The sequence below is a fragment of the Bordetella muralis genome (assembly GCF_965139205.1).
Classification (GTDB): domain Bacteria; phylum Pseudomonadota; class Gammaproteobacteria; order Burkholderiales; family Burkholderiaceae_B; genus Bordetella_A; species Bordetella_A muralis.
In genome coordinates, this window is record NZ_CBCSIU010000010.1 from 85314 (window position 1) to 102512 (window position 17199).

Genomic DNA, 17199 nt, shown 5'->3' on the forward strand with positions numbered 1-17199 from the left:
AACGTTAGGGTGAGCGTCAGGACATGAAGTGGCGCAGCAAGGCGGCGCTGACAACACCGATCAGGACTGTGGGCAAGAGAGCAAGCCGCGTTGCGGCAACAACGGTCAGCGCCAGCGCGATCAGGTCGGAAGGCTTGTCAGAGACAAAGACCGGGGCAATGACAGCTAGCAGCACACAGCCGGGCGCGGATTCCAGCACCGCTGTGGCGCGCGGGCCAAGGCTGCGGTTGCGCAGCAGAATATAGCCGCCGATACGTGTGAGATAGGTCACGGATGCCATCAGGACGATGGCCAATAAATTCGCCGGGTCGATCATGAGAGGGGCTCGGTGCGCTTGCGTTAGGGTTAGGCACGGAATAGCTCATGATAACGGGTATGGGGTTTGCGCGCAGACCGGAAACTACACGCAGTTGAACGACTGGCCTTTATTCTTTACGACACGTCGAAGGCTTCGAGAATGAATGCTTCGACGCGCCGAAGGCCTTCTTTGGTTCCCATGAGTTCCAAGGCGCTCTTTCCTCTGAACTCGGTTCGGTTCTCGTTTAACCAGATCAATATCTTGTCATTGTTTTGAACGCAACGGCGCAGCAGCGACAGAATTCGAGTCAGGTGAATACCACGCACAAATGTTGAACTGCCGGCAGCGTTGTTCGAGATGGATTTAGGCGCTGCGAACCTGGTTGGATAGCGTGCCGCGTAGTCTCCGGGACGAGAGCCTCGGCAATCCGTGTTCTTGTATTGGCTGCAGCCCCAGAACGGCTTCTTGGTATTGATCCACACCATCGCATGACCGCAGATTGGGCAACTCGGCACTGCCTCTTTCGTATAGTCGCGCGTGCGGGGAGCTAGCGCGATGTATTCGACGAGTGCGGATGGTATTTCACCCTCCACGTACCATACGCCCTGTTCGGAATCATATTTTGCGCCGTTGGCTTCGGCGTATTTCCTATGTGCAATAGGGATCCAAAGTATCGTCTGCGTGGACATGCGAAGTCTCCTGATGTTTTATGAGTCGGCTGCACCGCGCGCGGCAATAGTGTGATCCGTGCTTGCATTCAGTCAAAGCACAAAGACGAATTGCGCCGAGCGGAACGGCACGTGAACTGAGTCAACGTGAGCAAAGGCTATTCCGCTCGACGGGATTTGCAAATGGGGGCTGCCAGAGTTTTCGCTATTACCAGACCGATCCGACCGCCTATCCGAAGGCGCTTCGGCACATTTGCTGGAAAAATTCTGGTAATGCGGGGTGAAGATCATCCAAACCGAGCTGTTTAGAGGCCTGAACTAATTCGGGTCTTAGGCGTTAGAGACAGCCTGAAAAATCGACGCGATACGAGACCAGTCTGATTGCTGATCATCTTTGCTGTACTGGACAATACGTGCCAAATTTCTGAATCGGCCCTCTAATCAAACGGGGCGATTCCGTCTACTACCACTCTTATAACCACCGTACCGAAGCGGCGGCGCCACGGCAATGAAAATTCCCAATCCCACTATCTGGCTTATGTTCTTGGTCGCGCTTAGCTCGCCCTTTCAGGGAGCGGCGGAGATAGCCAGTTGCGCCTCCGACTGGACAGCAAGCCCAGCGCAATTCGAAAGCGTCATCGAGTACGATGACATTCATAGCAAGGCCAATCCGACCGTTCACGTTTTGGTCAACGGCAAGATCGCTAAGATGATGCTGGATACGAGGGCCAGCGTGAGTATCCTGTGGGAGACAGCTTTGCTCGACGAAACTCCCGGCCCTGATGTCCATCGACTCGATGCGCATGTTGCCTCGGTCGATGCCCAGGCAGCTAAAGCAACATTGGAGGATGATCGTGGAAACGCTCTACGTCATGAGTTCCACGTAGTACGGGGCTCGGTTCTCGCTGCTGACGGTTATTCAGGGATTCTCAGCCCTCAAGCACTTGCACAAAATAACGCTGTTGTTATCGACTTGGAAAAGAACTGTTTTTTTACCAGTCCATCATTCGACATCCGTTCAGGCAGTGGTCTTGATGTGCGCCGAGGAGCCACTATTCCGAATCCGTACGGTGTCATGGGGATTCACGTCGAACTCGATGGAAGCAAGATTCCGTTGATCGTCGATACTGGTGCATCCGTGACCAACGTCCTTTCCTCATTAATCGACTCCAAACCGAAAGGGCCGAAGAGCGGCAGGACGATGGATATGTTCGGAGCCGAACTCCAGCAAGACGAATACATGCGTCTTATCGATCTGAGTATCAATGGGAAGATTTTCAGATCGCAGCCAGTTGTTCCCAATCCAACGATCAATGAGAGAGGCATCCTCACCTATGGGTATATCGGCATGGACATCCTAAAGGATCGTGTGATTTATCACGATGGGGCACGGAGCGAGTTCATCCTCATGACTCGAGATGGCGCTGCCGACAGATATGAGACTCGTGTAGAGTGATATCTGCGACAAGCGGCTCCAAATCGCCGGCCAATCGCTCACGCCAGCGCGCGGCAAACAGCCTGGGTCATCTCCGTGCAACTGGCTTTGCCGCCTAGATCTCGCGGGACATATTCGCCTTGTGCGAGCACCTTTTCCACGGCAGATTCGATGCGATGGGCGGCATCGCGCAGGGTGCCGTCATGATGCGTGTCTCCCAACCAGCGCAGCATCATCGCGCCTGAGAGGATCGTGGCCAATGGGCTGGCTGCGTTTTGTCCTGCAATGTCGGGGGCCGAGCCATGCGCGCCTTGGAACAAGCCGTGCTGGTCACCCAGTTCGGCCGAAGGCGAGAGCCCCATGCCGCCGATGGTGCCAGCGCCCAGATCCGAAATAATGTCGCCGAACATGTTCTCGGCGACGATCACATCAAAGGTGTCAGGACGCTTGAGCATGTGTACGGTGATGGCATCGGCGTAGGCGTAGTCGATTTCCACGTCGTCATAACTGCGTGCGACGTCATCGCATACGTTGCGGAAAAATGCGTAGCTGCGCAGGATATTGGCCTTGTCGCAGACGGTGACCCGGCGCTTGCCGTCGCGCGGCGCACCTCTTCGCGAACGCGCCAAATCGAATGAGAAACGCGCGACGCGCTCGATGCCTTTGCGTGTGACGACGATGGTGTCGGTGGCCAGTTCATCGCGCAGCACGATGCCGCCGCCGCGGCTGGCATAAAGGCCCTCGGTGTTTTCACGCACGATCACATAGTCGATCTGGCCGGGCTGGAAGTATTTCAGGGGCGAGTCCACGCCCTGGTACAGTCGGATAGGGCGTACGTTGGCATACAGATCCAGGCGAAAGCGCAGGCGCAGGTGCAGATCGTTGCCGACTTCGGTGCCATCAGGATAGGTCACTCCTGGCATGCCGGCGGCGCCGTGCAGGATGGCGTCGGCCGCTTTGCAGGCGGCGTAGGTGTCATCAGGGAGGACATGGCCGGATTTGACGTAATGATCGGCGCCGCCTTCATGGCTACTGAAAGACAACAAGTCGGACCCGCAGGCTTCTTTCAGCACGGTGATGGCGGATTGGCAGACTTCGGGGCCGATACCATCGCCGTCGATCGTCACAATTTCATATTTGGCCATTTGCTGCTGTCTCCTCATTATTGATTGGGGTGTGGTGTTTCTTGATTGCAACACTTGCACGGAGGGTCGGTTACGTCAAGTGTATGCGTGGATTGCCGCCTCTTTTACCGGTGTGGAAGGGCAGGGGTTTGCGGCGCGGCGAGCCAATATTGCGCATATTGAGCTACATTGGCGCCCTGTTTGCATAATCTCCTTAAAAAAGGAAACCACGATCTTGGCCGAGACCACAAGTCACCACGCCGTTGATACGAGCACCCAGGGCGATCCCGCACCGACCGGGCTGCGTCGTACGCTGGCTGCCCGCCACCTGTCCATGATTGCCGTCGGCGGCTCTATCGGCACGGGTTTATTCGTCGCCTCTGGCAGCACGATTGCGCAGGCGGGGCCAGGAGGGGCGCTGCTGGGCTATGTATTCATTGGCCTGATGGTGTATTTCCTGATGACCAGTCTGGGGGAATTGGCGGCCGCCATGCCGGTATCGGGATCTTTTGCCACATACGGCGCGCGCTATGTCGAGCCGGGCTTCGGGTTCGCGTTAGGTTGGAACTATTGGTACAACTGGGCGGTAACGGTAGCGGTGGATCTGGTTGCGGCACAGCTCGTGATGTCTTATTGGCTGCCCGATGTGCCGGGAATTTACTGGAGCGCGCTGTTTCTGGCCGTGATTTTCGGCTTGAACGCCTTGTCGGCACGAGGCTTTGGCGAGGCGGAGTTCTGGTTTGCCTTGATCAAGGTGATTGCCGTGATCGCCTTTATCGTGATGGGTGTGATGATGCTGCTGGGCATCATCCGTGGTGGGGAAACGGGCGGCTGGCAGAACTGGACTGTGGGAGACGCGCCGTTTGCCGGCGGGTTTGCGGCCTTGATCGGCGTCGCCATGGTCGTGGGATTTTCGTTTCAGGGTACGGAACTGATCGGCATTGCCGCCGGAGAATCCAAGGACCCGGCGCGTACTCTGCCGCGCGCGGTGCGCAGCGTGTTCTGGCGCATTCTGCTTTTCTATGTATTGGCGATCGGGGTGATTGGCCTCTTGATACCGTATACCGATCCGCAGTTGCTGCGTAACGATGTCACAGATATCAGTGTCAGCCCTTTTGCGTTGATTTTTGAACGAGCGGGCTTGCTCGCGGCTGCCTCGGTGATGAATGCGGTGGTGTTGACCTCGGTGTTGTCGGCGGGCAATTCTGGGATGTATGCGGCCACTCGCATGCTTTACGCTCTGGCATGCGAAGGAAAGGCGCCCAGAGTCTTTAGCCGCGTGGCCTCGAACGGCGTGCCGGTGCTGGCATTGCTGGCGACGGCGGCAGTGGCTGCGTTGTGCTTTTTGTCTTTTATCTTCAGCCCCAAGGCCGTGTATGTCTGGCTGTTGAACACGTCGGGCATGACGGGCTTTATTGCGTGGCTGGGGATCGCGATCAGCCATTATCGTTTTCGCCGGGGTTACGTTGCGCAGGGAGGTCGTTTGACGGATCTGCCTTACGTGTCGCCGTTCTTTCCCTTTGGGCCCATTTTCGCGTTTGTAGTCTGTCTCGTCATTACGCTGGGACAAAACTACAGAGCGTTTTTCGAGGACGATATTGACTGGATAAGCGTCGCGGCGACGTATATCGGTATTCCTTTGTTTTTACTGATATGGGCGGGTTATTGCCTGGCACGCGGTTCGCGGTTTGTGCGTTATGCGGACATGACATTTCCGTTGCGTCGAGTCCGCTAGGACGTCTGTGCGGCTCAGGCTTCGTCACCATGAAACAGGCTCTGCCCATGAGTGTGCAGCAGGTTGATGAGTTTTTCGGCAGCAGGCGAGAGGCTGACGTCTTTGAGATAGGTCAGCCCAAAATTTCGAACCAGCGTGGTAGCCGGCAGGGGGATCTCTCGCAGTTGTCCCTGGCTGGCGCTGATGGTGCGGCGTGATACGAAGCTCAGCAGATGCGTGTGGGCGATGACGCGGGGAATCAGGGGAATCGAGTTGGTTTCGATTTGCGCGTAGGGGCGCGCGAGACCTTGGGATTCGAACACCTGGTCCAGCCAGATGCGGCTGGCGACGGATACATTGGGCAGCGCCCAGCGGTAATGGGTCAGTGATTCCAGTGTCAGGCGTTTTCTGCTGCGGAAAATGGGATGCTGCGCGCCAGCTGCCGCGACCACGACATCTTTGAGCAGGGTGTCACAGACGAACTCGGCTTCCCGATCGGGCACGAATCCCAGCACCACGTCTAGGTTGCCGTCGCGCAGTTCAACGCGCGATTCGTAATTCATGCGGATCAGCAATTGCAGTTGAACATCGGGGGCTTCTTTCAGGAGCAGCTGTGAGATCGTGGGCAGCAGATACTCGGCGCCCAGAGGGCCGCTGCCCAGGCGCACCAGACCTGCTGTGCCACGACCGAGCGCGGCGACCTCGTTGCGTACGGCATCGGCTGTGCCCAGCAGCGGTGTGGCACGAGCCAGCAGAGCAGCGCCGGCCACACTGAGCCGTTGGCCGCGCCCTTCGCGCTCAAAGAGCTTGGCGCCTAATGAGGCCTCCAGCCGATCGATGGCCTTGGTGAGGGCGGGTTGTGAGCGGTGCACGATGTCAGCAGCCCGGCGGGTATTGCCGGCATGAGCCACAGCCACGAAATATTTCAGGTCGCGCAGGTCCATGATGATTACCTGTCAGAGAGTTCAAACCTTCAAATCGAATCAGTGGAGCCGTGGAAGACGGCCGCCAATTGATCGCTAAAAAGATTCAATTGATGAAAATTTTAAAGTAGACGGAATCAATTGGGCAGCCCAGAATGCAGAAAACTCAAGGAGACGGTTTCGTGACCTCGGCGCAACGCCCTATTGCCCCCACCGGCAGGCCCATCACCATTTTTGTAACGGCGCCCAAGCTGGCCCCTGCTGGGGTCGACGTCCTGCAAGCAGCGGGCGCCCGTGTCATTTATCTGCCTGCGGCGGACGACGTGCAAGCCGTACGCCACATCATGGCGACAGAGCCAGTGGACGCCGTGATTTCGCGGACCGTGGCACTCGATGCCGAGGCGATTGCCTCATGTCCAACGTTGAAGGTGATTTCCAAGCATGGCGTCGGGGTCAGCAATATCGACGTGGCGGCCTGCACCGAACGAGGTATTCCCGTGTATGTGACGCCAGGGGCGAATGCGCAATCCGTGGCGGAAATGACGCTCGGCTTGATGTTTGCCGCCGCGCGCCGCATTCATTGGATGGATAGTGAATTGCGAGGGGGGCGCTGGTCTCGCGCACAGGATGGTCTGGAACTGCATGGCCGCACCTTGGGATTGGTGGGATTCGGCCAGGTAGGTCAGCGTGTCGCTGCAGCATGTCTAGCGATCGGTATGCGCGTCCATGCCTACGATCCCGCATTACAGGGGCAGCCTTCGCCGTTGCCCGGTGTGACGCTGTGGAGCGATCTGGACGATATGCTACCGCATTGCAATGTGGTCAGTTTGCATGTTCCCTTGAATGCACGTACGCGCAATTTGTTTGATGCGGCGCGTTTGGCGCGTTTGCCGAAGCAGGCGGTGTTGATCAACACCGCGCGAGGTGAAGTGGTCGACGAGGCAGCGCTGATCCAGGCGCTGCAGGACGGTCAGCTATACGCGGCAGGACTGGACACCATGGCGGTCGAGCCGTTGCCCGGGGGTAGCCCCTTGATCACGTTGCCGAATGTGGTGCTGACACCGCATGTAGGCGGGTCCACGCCCGCTGCCTTGGCTGCGATGGCCACGGGCGCTGCGCGCAATGTGTTGGGGTGGCTGGCGGGGCAGCCGGCGGATGCCTCGGCCTGCGTGAATGCGCAGGTGCTCAAGGCTGCGTCGGCTGTGTCGGCGTAGTGCGCCACGACGTTGTACTTCTTTCTTACTAGGATATTTCATGAGCACGGACACCACGATTTCCTGGCCTGCTGGCTATCGCATCAACCCGCGCGACGCGGGCCCTTCGGCAGAAGTGGTCAGCGGTTTTCAGGGCTTGCCTGCAGCTGCGATCGGCGATGCGATGAGCCGTAATGTCGGGACGGTAGGCCTGCGTCAATATCATGCACGTCTGGACACGACGATGTGCGGTCCGGCGTTTACCGTGCGTGTACGGCCGGGCGATAATCTGATGATCCACAAGGCCCTGATGATGGTAAAGCCGGGTGACGTGCTGGTGATTGATGGCGGCGGCGATGTGACGCAGGCTTTGGTAGGCGGGTTGATGCGTACGACTTGCGTGGCCAAAGGCGTGGCAGGCTTGGTGATTGATGGCGCAGTGCGCGATCTGACCGAGTGGGCCGAAGACGGCATGCCGATTTTTGCGAAAGGCCACACGCATCGCGGCCCGAGCAAGGATGGTCCAGGCGAGATCAATGTGCCCATCAGCTGCGCGGGATTGGCAGTATTGCCAGGCGACCTGATTGTGGGCGATGCTGATGGTGTGATCGCTGTCCCGAAAGATCAAGCCGAAGACGTATTGGCGCGCACGCGCGCTCATCTGGAAAAAGAAGCGCGCATTCGGGAAAGTAATCGTACGGGCTCGGCAGACCCCGAGCGGTTCGATGCAGTGTTGCGTGCCAAGGGCCTGCCGGTTTGATGACTGGCGTGTAACGACAGACCCGCGATGAGCCGAGCTCAGGCGAGCGTATCGTGCCAGGTATCCGAGGGCGCGAACGGGTTTGCTTTTAAAAGAAAATGATACGGAGACGTTTATGAATCGACGCGATTTTCTGCAGCTAGCGGCTGCCGGTGCAGCAGGAGCCACGCTGCCTTGGGCGGCGCAGGCCCAGTCCAATAATTGGCCGACGACCGTCATCAGGCTGATCGTGCCTTTCCCGCCGGGAGGCGGTACGGACACGGTGTCCCGTTTGGTGGCAGAGAAGCTCACCGTCTCGAAAAAGTGGCAACTGATCGTAGACAATCGTCCGGGCGCAGCGGGCAATATCGGATTGGATCAAACTGCCAAAGCGAAGCCTGACGGCTATACCTTGGCGATGGCGCAGACATCGAACATGGCCATCAATCCGGCCTTGTATCCCAAGATGCTGTTCGATCCGCTGAAGGACCTGAAGCCGATTGTCCAAGTATGCGCGCAACCGGTGGTCCTCGTGGTGCGTAAGGAGTCACCCTTCAAGACACTGGCAGACTTTATCGCGGCAGCCAAAAAAGAGCCGGGCAAGTACACCATGGCGCAAGCCGGCATGGGCACGGTAGGCCATCTGGCGGGGGAAATGCTGACGCGTGAAGCAGGTATCGACGTGATGCAAGTGCCTTACAAAGGTGCGGGACCAGGGATGAATGATTTGATGGGCGGCCAGGTCGACACCTATTTTGGCAGTGCGGCATCGGTCATGCCACAGCTGCAGGCGGGCGCTGTTCGGGGCTTGGCGACGACGTCCGCCAAGCGCTTGACGGCTTTACCTGATCTGCCGACGGTGGCAGAACAAGGTTATAAAAATTTTGAAGCGACCACGTGGCTGGGACTGGTCGGGCCGGACGAATTGCCAGATGATATTGTCAAGCAGGTCAACGCTGCCGTTGTGGAAGTCATGTCGAGCAAAGAGGTGCAAGAGCGTCTGGAAGCCGAGGGCAACGAACCCAACGCTGGAACGCCTGAGGCATTTGCTACGCTCATTCGTAACGAGTACGACAAATGGGGCAAGTTGATTCGCGAGGCCAATATAAAAATTAGCTAGCGAGTATGCACCAGGGGCCCACTTTCTCTATGCGTACGTATGATGCGCATGGGGATGGTGGGTTTTGCTGTTTTCACCTTATTGAGGAGACATGGAATGAAAGTATCGATTTCTGGATTGGCCGGCAAGCGTGTCGTACAGCTGAGTGCGATGGGACTGGCGCTGGCGACGTGGATGATGCCTGCGGCGCATGCGGCCGATGCTGCGTATCCGAACAAACCCATCACGCTCATCGTGGGGTCGTCGCCAGGGGGATCGAATGATGTGTTTGCGCGTGCCATTGCCAAGCACATGGGCGATGCGTTGAAACAAACCGTCGTGGTAGAGAACCGCCCATCGGGTGGCGGTGTGTTGGCGAACTCGCTGGTCGCCAAGGCTGCGCCGGACGGCTATACGCTGGGTATGGTGTCTTCTACGTTCACCACGGGCGCGGCGATCCGCACCAACCTCGGCTATGACGCGGTAAAAAGCTTTACGCCGGTAGCGATGATTGCCCAAGGCCCGCTGCTGATCACCATCAACAAGGACCAGCCTTTCAAGACGATTCAGGAACTGGTGGCTTATGCCCGCGAAAACCCGGGCAAGTTGAACTACGGGACATCGGGCATCGGCAGTATCAATCAGTTTTCGACGGAGCTGTTTTCGCAAGCGGCGAATATCAAGATGACGCATGTGCCCTACAAGGGCATGGGGCCTGCGACGAATGATCTGATCGGCGGTCAGATCAATGTACTGGTGGCGAGCGCGCCGTCGATCCTGGGACAGGTGCAAAGCGGCAATGTGCGCGCTTTGGCCGTGACAACCGCGCAGCGTTCGCCGGTGGCGCCGGATCTGCCGTCTTTGGAAGAGGCAGGCTACAAAGGCAGCGCGACGGATTTGTGGTGGGGAATTCTGGCACCGGCCAATGTGCCCGCTGACGTGACTGAACGCTTGAACAATGTCATCAACGAAGCGCTCAAGAGCGACGATATGAAGGCGTTCCTGCTCAAAGAAGGGGCCGAGGCCGCGCCGATGAGCTCTGCTGCGTTTGGCAAGGTGATTGCTGACGAACTGGCCAATTGGAAATCGGTGGCCGAGAAATCGGGCATTCAGCCGGAGTAAGGGCCAGGCAGGTGTGCCAGCTTGAATGCTATGCGCGCCTGCGCTTTGCTGCGGTGGGTTCGGTCGCCAGGATATCGGTGATCTGCCCAATATTGCTCAGCGTGCTTTGCAGATGTTCGCGCAAGGCCTGCGATGCGTCGGCGTTGCGGCCTTGCTCCAGTAATTCCAGGATGTGCAGGTGCTGTTCGCAATGCTGTTTGTAGCGTTTTCGATCGCGCATCGATCGATAGGACAGCAGGCGGCGTACGCGATTGACGCGACGTACGGTGTCGATAAAGAACGGATTGCCTGAAGCCTCTACCAGCGATTCGTGAAAGCGCACGCCACGGTCATGGAGCTGATCTGCGGTATCGGTTTCGATGCCGCCTGCCAGCAGGTGCAGTTCAGCCTGGCGGCAGCGTGCCAGGATGGCGGGGTCCAGGTGGTATCCCGGCTCAAGTAGTGCGGCCGGCTCCAGTGCCAACCGCAGACGATAGGACTGCAGCAATGCGTCGGGCGTGTGCATCATGCCGGAGAACTCCCAACCGTAGCCAGGACGGCGTTCGGCCCAGCCTTCGTTGGCAATGCGTCCCAGGATAGCGTTCAATTGCGCCGGCGTCAGCTGATATCGCGTGCGCATTTGCGTTTCGGTAAAGGCTGCCGGCAATTCCCCGTGCAGCAGATCGTCGGCGATGCGAAAGTAGACGTTGGTGAGGACGTCGTGTTCTTGTAGCCCCAATTCTGCCGCCAACTCGTCGGCGCGCGCAGGGACGGCTTGAGCGACGAAGTAACCGCGATTGCGTTGCCGGCTCAACACCCCTTTTTCGTGCAGTTGCTGCAGCGCCTCGTTGATCGGCGAGCGTGACACCCGCAGCCGGTCGGCCAGCATTTGCGCAGGCAAATGAGCACCGACGGCCAGGCCATCCATATGGATGAGTTCAACGATCTGTGCGGCGAGGGATTTTTGCGGAGTCATGCTCGGGACTGTAGCGCAGAATCAGTCCGCCACCCTATTCGAAACGGGGTGTGCCGCCAAGGTGTCGCGCAAGATGGCGGGGATGACGCCGCCGACAGCAAGCAGGTCCACTTCCAGTTGAGTTTCTACCGCGGCGCGCGCGCTGAAAGCGGTGATCGAACCGTTTTGGCGGTGGATGCGTACCGCAATGTCGCAGCGCGGCGTGATCGCGCTCGCGGGCGCGTCGATCTCGATACGGTCGCCGGATTGAATCTGCAGGGCGTCGGGGCCATGAGTTGCCGGCAGGCGCAGCGGCAATATACCCATGCCTATCAGATTGGAACGGTGGATACGTTCGAAGCTCAGCGCCAGGACGGCGCGGATGCCGAGCAGCCGCTGGCCCTTGGCCGCCCAGTCGCGGGAAGAGCCGGTGCCGTAGCGTTCGCCTGCAATCAGGACGAGCGAATCGCCCGCATTACGGTAGCGCTGTGCGGCCTCCCAGAGCGGCAGTACGTCGCCTGTGGGCGCATGCCGCGTGTGCGCCACGGGCGCCTCTGGACATAGCAAGTTGACGAGTGTTTTGCTGTGAAATGCCGCGCGCAGCATGACTTCCCAGTTGCCGCGGCGTGATGCGAAAACATTCAAGTCGTCGCGATCATCACCGCGTTCGACCAGAAAGTCCGCGACCAGGCTGTCGGCAGGAATGGCGCTGGCCGGCGAGATATGGTCGGTGGTGATGTCGTCGCCCACGACCAGGAGCGGATGCGCTGTGTAGTGTCCCAGTTGACTGCCTGCGTCGGTGGCAGCAAAGGGCGGCCGGCGCAGAATCGTCGAAGCTGGGTTCCAGGGAAACTGAGGCGATGACGGCGCATCGAGTTGCTGCCACAACGGATTGCGCTGCGCGATCTGAAAATCTCGCCGGAAATCCGCTGCGTCCAAGCCGGCCTGAAGACAAGCCTGAATCTCTGCGTGGGTGGGCCATAGGTCCTGCAAATAGATGGGCTTGCCGTCATCAGTGTGCCCCAAGGGATCACTGCCCAGATCCCGCTCGGCGTCACCGGTCAAGGCATAGGCAACGACGAGCGGCGGCGACATGAGAAAACCCAGATCCAGGTCAGGGTGAATGCGGCCCGGGAAATTGCGATTGCCGGACAGCATGGCGACAGGATGGATGTTGCCCGCTTTGGCTGCTTGCGTAATGGCCTCAGGCAAGGCGCCTGAGTTGCCGATGCAGGTGGTGCAGCCATAGCCCACGATATCAAAGCCCACGGCCGACAGATCGTCGATCAAGCCCGCGCGCTGCAGATAACTGGCCGCGGCAGGAGAGCCGGGCCCTAGAGACGTTTTGACCCAATGAGGAACTTTGAGGCCATGGGCGCGCGCCTTGCGGGCGACGATACCGGCAGCCATGAGCAGGCCAGGGTCGGTGGTATTGGTGCAACTCGTGATGGCTGCGATGGCGACGGGATAACGCGGTAGATCGGTGTGGGAGTCCGCCGGCTGAAATGCCAGCACGTCGAGCGTCGCTGGTACCTCGCGGTAGTGCAACAGGTCTTGCGGGCGCCTCGGACCAGCGACGTGCATGCCGATCTGGTCCAGTGCAATGTGCAGGGTGCGCGTATAACGGGGGCGGGCACAGGGATCGAACCATAGTCCTGTGCGTTGCACGTAGCGGCGTACATGTTCGATGGTCGACTCGGATCGGCCGGTCTGGCGCAGATAGGCCAAGGTATGCTCATCAACGGGAAAGTAACCGGTGGTGGCTCCATATTCCGGGGCCATATTGGCCACGACAGCGCGTTCGCTGGCCGACAGGGTAGAGACGCCGGGGCCGTAGAACTCGACGAATTCACCGGATACCCCCAAGCCGCGCAGCTGTTGCGTGACCGTCAAAGCCAAGTCCGTGGCCAAGACCCCGGGCGGCAAAGCTCCGTTGAGCTCGACACCGATGACATCCGGGATACGCAACATCGTGGGCATGCCGAACATCACGGTCTGCGCTTCCAGGCCGCCTACGCCCCAGCCGAGCACGCCGATGCCGTTGACCATGGGGGTATGGCTGTCGGTGCCGATCATCATGTCGGGCACGAGCCAGTCCTGCCCGTCGCGTTGATCGACTTGCACGACCGTTGCCAATTGCTCCAGGTTGATCGTGTGCATGATGCCCGTGCCAGGCGGGTTGATGCGCACGCCCTCCAGGGCCTGTGAGGCCCAGCGTAGAAAGCGATAACGCTCCTGATTGCGGCGGATCTCATGGCCGATGTTCTGCGCCGCGGCGTCGCGCTGGGCATAGGCCTCGACTGCCAGGGAATGGTCCACGGAGACATCCACCGGTAATCCGGGATTGAGCACCGCTGGGTCGACGCCCGCCTCGGCCAGGGCATCGCGCATGGCGGCGATGTCTACCAGGGCAGGGGTGCTGGTGGTGTCGTGCATGAGCACCCGGCCCGGCTGAAATGCGATCTCTGCTTCGCTCGAGCCCGTCTGCAGCCAGTCAAACAGCGCCTGTATTGCGCTGTCCCGCTCGCTGCCCTGCATATTGCGCAGCGCATTCTCCAGCAGCAGACGCAGCACGACGGGGAGCCGAAAGTACTCGGCGCCAAATGGGCCAGGGAGGTCGACGATGGCGTAGGTTTGCGATCCGATAACCAACGTGGCCGGGTTGGCAGGGGGCAAGTGGGCAGGTTCCATGGAATCCATTATTGCATTTTCAATTTAAAAAATGCAATATAAAAAACGGTCACCGCAATGGCCGCCTCATCCTTATCAAAAAAAGCCATATTGGAGACGTGCATGTCCATTCTTCGTAAATTTCATATGCTGGGGCTGCTGGCGTTGGCCGGGTTGGTGGGACATGCGCTGCCGGCCTCTGCTCAGGAATACCCCAGCCGCCCCATCACGCTGATCGTGCCGTTTTCGGCCGGGGGCGGCGTCGACGTCATGGCCCGCCTGCTGGCTGAAAAGCTGCGCGATTCTTTGCATCAGAACATCGTGGTGGAAAACAAGCCGGGTGCCAGCGGGATGCTGGGGGCGCAGTTTGTGGCCAGAGCTCCCGCCGATGGCTATACCTTGCTGCTAGGGTCGGCAGGCGAAACGGCGATCAATCCATACGTGTACAAAGCGCGCATGGCATATGAGCCCGAAAAGGACCTGGCGCCGATTTCGCTCGTTGCGCGAGTACCGAATGTGCTGGTGGCTGGGCCGTCGCTGAAGGTGAACACCGTTGCCGAGTTGGTGGCCCAGGCCAAGGCTAATCCGGGCAAACTGACCTATGCGACAAGCGGCGTGGGCAATCCACAGCACTTGAACGGGGCGTTGCTGCAATCCATCGCCGGCGTTGAGATGGTGCACGTCCCATATAAAGGCGCAGCCGGGCAATTGGCGGATGTGGCAGGCGGGAATGTGGATATGACGTTTGTCAGTTACGCCGGAGCTAAACCGTTCATCGATGCGAATCGGGTCAAGGCGCTGGCGGTGACGTCAGCACAACGGGCGAGCTTCGCCAAGGACATTCCCGCTATCGCGGAAACGCCGGGGCTATCGGCGTATCGTCTGGAGAACTGGTTTGGCCTGTTTGCGCCTGCCAAGACACCCGAACCGGTGCTGGCGCGTATCAATCTGGCCGTGACGGCTGCGTTGAAGGATCCGGAGTTGGTGCAGCGCTTGCGCGATCAGGGCGGCGAAGTACAAGCAATGTCTGTCTCTGAGTTCAAGCAATTCATTCAGCACGAGAGCGAGCAGTACAAGTCGATCGTGACGCAGGCCAATATCACGGCTGAGCATTGATCGGGAGACGTCATGTACGCCTATGTAGGAAGCCGCACGACGCGTGAGCGCAATGCGCGAGGCGAAGGGATCAGCGTGTTCAAGGTCGATCCGGAAACGGCGGCCTTGCAGCGGATTCAGTTGTTGAGCGGATTGGAAAATCCGTCCTTTCTGACACTGAACGCGCGCGGGGATCGATTGTATGCCGTGCATGGCGATACGACGCGGGTGAGCGCCTATGCTGTCGATGTCGGCAGCGGGATGTTGAGGGCGTTGAATACCGAACAGACACAGGGCAAGAATCCGGTCGATCTTGCCGTGGATCCCAGTGGAAAATATCTGGTCGTATGCAATCACATAGGCGCGAGTATGGCAGTGTTGCCGATCGCCGAGAATGGTTCGCTGTTGCCATTGATGCAGCTTGTGCAGGTGCAGGGCGCTGCTGGCCCGCATCGTATCGAGCAGCCGCATGCCAAACCGCATGCCTGTCCATTTTCGCCGGATGGCCGATATGTGGTGGTGCCCGATAAAGGGACTGACCGTGTGCTCTCGTTCCGTTTTGACGAGGGCCGGTTGTCCGCGCCGCCCGTCGAGGTGGTGGCACGCGAAGCCTCTGGGCCACGCCATATCGCGTTCCATCCATCGGCGCAGTATGCGTATTGTGTCAACGAGCTGGATTCGACGGTGACAGCGTATCGCTACGACGCGAACACCGGGTCGTTGAATCCGCTGCAGATCCTGTCGACGCTGCCTTCAACGTTTACCGGCAACAGCCGCGCGGCTGAAATCATAGTGAGTGATGATGGGCGCTACGTCTATGCCTCGAATCGCGGGCATGACAGCATCGCCGTGTTTCGTGTCGATGCGGCGACAGGGATGCTGACGTGGATGGACGCCCATGCGTCCGGAGGGCGAACGCCGCGTTATATGACGTTCTTGCCTGGTGGCCGTTTCATGTACGCGCTGAATGAAGATAGCGACAGCATCGTGGCGATGCGAGTGGATGGGGCAACGGGCCAGTTGTCGCCGGCCGCAGACCTGGTGACGGTGGGAAGCCCGGTATGTATGATTTTCTCGCGTGGTCGCGATTGACGGGCCGCAGCGGGTCAGCGTTTAAACCCGCACCAGCTTGCCGCATGGTGATTGGCCAACACCGCACATCGCCTGCATGATGTTGGCCGTCGCTCAGAGACTACTTGACGTTCAGATGTTTCGCGAACGTCGCGGGATCGGTGTTGGTGCCGCAGAGCAATACGCCGACTCGTTTGCCTGCCAACTCGTCTTTGAGTTTTCCTGCCAACGCTGCGGTCGCCGCAGCGCACGCGGGCTCGGTCGCAAGTTTGAGTTGATCGAACAGCAGCCGCATCGCGCCACGCAGATCATCATCCGAGACGGTGACGAGACGGTCGACGTTCTGACGGCACAGGTTATAGCTGTATTGCTCGGTATGAGGCGCCATCAGGCTGTCGGCGATGCTTTGCATGGGGCCCATCTTGATGGGGCCATTGGTGGCAAAACTGCGATGCATGGCATCGGCGCCCTCGGGTTCTACGCCGATGACCTGGCATTGGGGATCGAGCAGTTTGATTGCTGTGCTGACACCTGCCATCAAACCGCCGCCGCCGATGGGGACGATGACGGCGTCAAGCTTGCCTGCCTGTTGCAGCCATTCGTAGCCCAGCGTCGCGGTGCCCAGGACAGTGCGATAGCCGTTAAAGGGGTGGACGAAGAATCGGCCTTCTTCGCTTTCGATACGGCGTACTGTTTCAAATGCAGAGGGGCCGTCTTCGGCGAGGACCACCTCGGCGCCATACTGCCGGCATAGGGACACGCGGGCAGGGCTTGCCGTTTTGATCATGACGACCTTGGCGGGAATTTCCAAACGCATGGCGGCGTACGCGACCGCGACGGCGTGGTTGCCGGCAGAGACGCAGGTGACGCCAGCGTTGCGCTGAGCTTCGTCAAGCGCAAGCAGATTGGAAAATGCCCCGCGCGCCTTGAACGTTCCGCTGGCTTGCAGCAATTCGAATTTGAAGAAAACGTCAGTGCCTGCGACAGGATCAAAATCGGATTTTGCAACGACAGGCGTCGTGCGTACCCAGCGTTGAAGTTCGCCATGCAGCTCGGTGATGGCGCCTAGATCCGGAATGGGGAAGGTTTCTTCAGATGTGGTCATGGTGGTTTC

General features: G+C 59.1%; 15 protein-coding genes. 8 read left to right on the plus strand and 7 right to left on the minus strand.

Features of this window, described 5'->3' with window-relative positions:
* Window positions 1–16: 16 nt before the first annotated feature.
* A complete protein-coding gene (locus tag ACNA0I_RS15795) occupies window positions 17–316 on the minus strand; it encodes an AzlD family protein (RefSeq protein WP_094823883.1) in 300 nt (99 codons plus the stop codon).
* Window positions 317–432: 116 nt separating this feature from the next.
* The gene (locus ACNA0I_RS15800) at window positions 433–987 is read right to left on the minus strand and encodes an MbcA/ParS/Xre antitoxin family protein (RefSeq protein WP_415806943.1); all 555 of its coding nucleotides are present in this window, start codon (window positions 985–987) and stop codon (window positions 433–435) included.
* Window positions 988–1474: 487 nt separating this feature from the next.
* Here ACNA0I_RS15800 and ACNA0I_RS15805 point away from each other — a divergent pair, with 487 nt between their 5' ends.
* Window positions 1475–2422 carry a hypothetical protein gene (locus tag ACNA0I_RS15805; protein ID WP_415806944.1) on the plus strand — a complete coding sequence of 316 codons (948 nt, stop codon included), beginning with the start codon at window positions 1475–1477 and terminating at the stop codon, window positions 2420–2422.
* Window positions 2423–2460: 38 nt separating this feature from the next.
* On the opposite strand, the gene ACNA0I_RS15810 is transcribed toward ACNA0I_RS15805, so the two are convergent.
* Window positions 2461–3546 carry an isocitrate/isopropylmalate dehydrogenase family protein gene (locus ACNA0I_RS15810; protein WP_415806945.1) on the minus strand — a complete coding sequence of 362 codons (1086 nt, stop codon included), beginning with the start codon at window positions 3544–3546 and terminating at the stop codon, window positions 2461–2463.
* A gap of 214 nt (window positions 3547–3760) precedes the next feature.
* On the opposite strand from ACNA0I_RS15810, the gene ACNA0I_RS15815 reads away from it, so the two are divergent.
* On the plus strand, window positions 3761–5260 hold the full coding sequence (locus ACNA0I_RS15815; protein WP_415806946.1) for an amino acid permease: 1500 nt from the start codon (window positions 3761–3763) through the stop codon (window positions 5258–5260).
* Between the two features lie 14 nt (window positions 5261–5274).
* Here ACNA0I_RS15815 and ACNA0I_RS15820 read toward each other — a convergent pair whose 3' ends face one another.
* Window positions 5275–6183 (minus strand): LysR family transcriptional regulator, encoded by a 909-nt coding sequence (locus tag ACNA0I_RS15820; RefSeq protein WP_415806947.1) that lies wholly within the window; start codon window positions 6181–6183, stop codon window positions 5275–5277.
* Window positions 6184–6317: 134 nt separating this feature from the next.
* Here ACNA0I_RS15820 and ACNA0I_RS15825 point away from each other — a divergent pair, with 134 nt between their 5' ends.
* The 4 genes from ACNA0I_RS15825 (at window position 6318) to ACNA0I_RS15840 (ending at window position 10315) form a co-directional block, all read left to right on the plus strand.
* Window positions 6318–7376 (plus strand): hydroxyacid dehydrogenase, encoded by a 1059-nt coding sequence (locus ACNA0I_RS15825; protein WP_415806948.1) that lies wholly within the window; start codon window positions 6318–6320, stop codon window positions 7374–7376.
* Between the two features lie 40 nt (window positions 7377–7416).
* Entirely contained in the window at window positions 7417–8115 is a 699-nt protein-coding gene (locus ACNA0I_RS15830) for an RraA family protein (RefSeq protein WP_415806949.1), read from the plus strand.
* A 115-nt stretch (window positions 8116–8230) separates the two neighbouring features.
* Complete coding sequence (locus ACNA0I_RS15835; protein WP_415806950.1) at window positions 8231–9214, plus strand: Bug family tripartite tricarboxylate transporter substrate binding protein; 984 nt, start codon at window positions 8231–8233, stop codon at window positions 9212–9214.
* 96 nt (window positions 9215–9310) lie between these two features.
* The gene (locus tag ACNA0I_RS15840) at window positions 9311–10315 is read left to right on the plus strand and encodes a Bug family tripartite tricarboxylate transporter substrate binding protein (protein ID WP_415806951.1); all 1005 of its coding nucleotides are present in this window, start codon (window positions 9311–9313) and stop codon (window positions 10313–10315) included.
* Between the two features lie 28 nt (window positions 10316–10343).
* Here ACNA0I_RS15840 and ACNA0I_RS15845 read toward each other — a convergent pair whose 3' ends face one another.
* Together ACNA0I_RS15845 and acnA are read right to left on the minus strand one after the other, a co-directional pair.
* Entirely contained in the window at window positions 10344–11270 is a 927-nt protein-coding gene (locus ACNA0I_RS15845; RefSeq protein WP_415806952.1) for a GntR family transcriptional regulator, read from the minus strand.
* Window positions 11271–11291: 21 nt separating this feature from the next.
* Window positions 11292–13940 (minus strand): aconitate hydratase AcnA, encoded by a 2649-nt coding sequence (acnA, locus tag ACNA0I_RS15850; protein WP_415807032.1) that lies wholly within the window; start codon window positions 13938–13940, stop codon window positions 11292–11294.
* 102 nt (window positions 13941–14042) lie between these two features.
* Between acnA and ACNA0I_RS15855 the strand changes: the two genes are divergently transcribed.
* Window positions 14043–15035, plus strand: a complete 993-nt coding sequence (locus tag ACNA0I_RS15855; protein WP_415806953.1) for a Bug family tripartite tricarboxylate transporter substrate binding protein — start codon at window positions 14043–14045, stop codon at window positions 15033–15035.
* Window positions 15036–15047: 12 nt separating this feature from the next.
* The gene (locus ACNA0I_RS15860) at window positions 15048–16106 is read left to right on the plus strand and encodes a lactonase family protein (protein ID WP_415806954.1); all 1059 of its coding nucleotides are present in this window, start codon (window positions 15048–15050) and stop codon (window positions 16104–16106) included.
* A gap of 100 nt (window positions 16107–16206) precedes the next feature.
* On the opposite strand, the gene ACNA0I_RS15865 is transcribed toward ACNA0I_RS15860, so the two are convergent.
* On the minus strand, window positions 16207–17190 hold the full coding sequence (locus tag ACNA0I_RS15865; RefSeq protein ID WP_415806955.1) for a threonine/serine dehydratase: 984 nt from the start codon (window positions 17188–17190) through the stop codon (window positions 16207–16209).
* Between the last annotated feature and the right edge of the window lie 9 nt (window positions 17191–17199).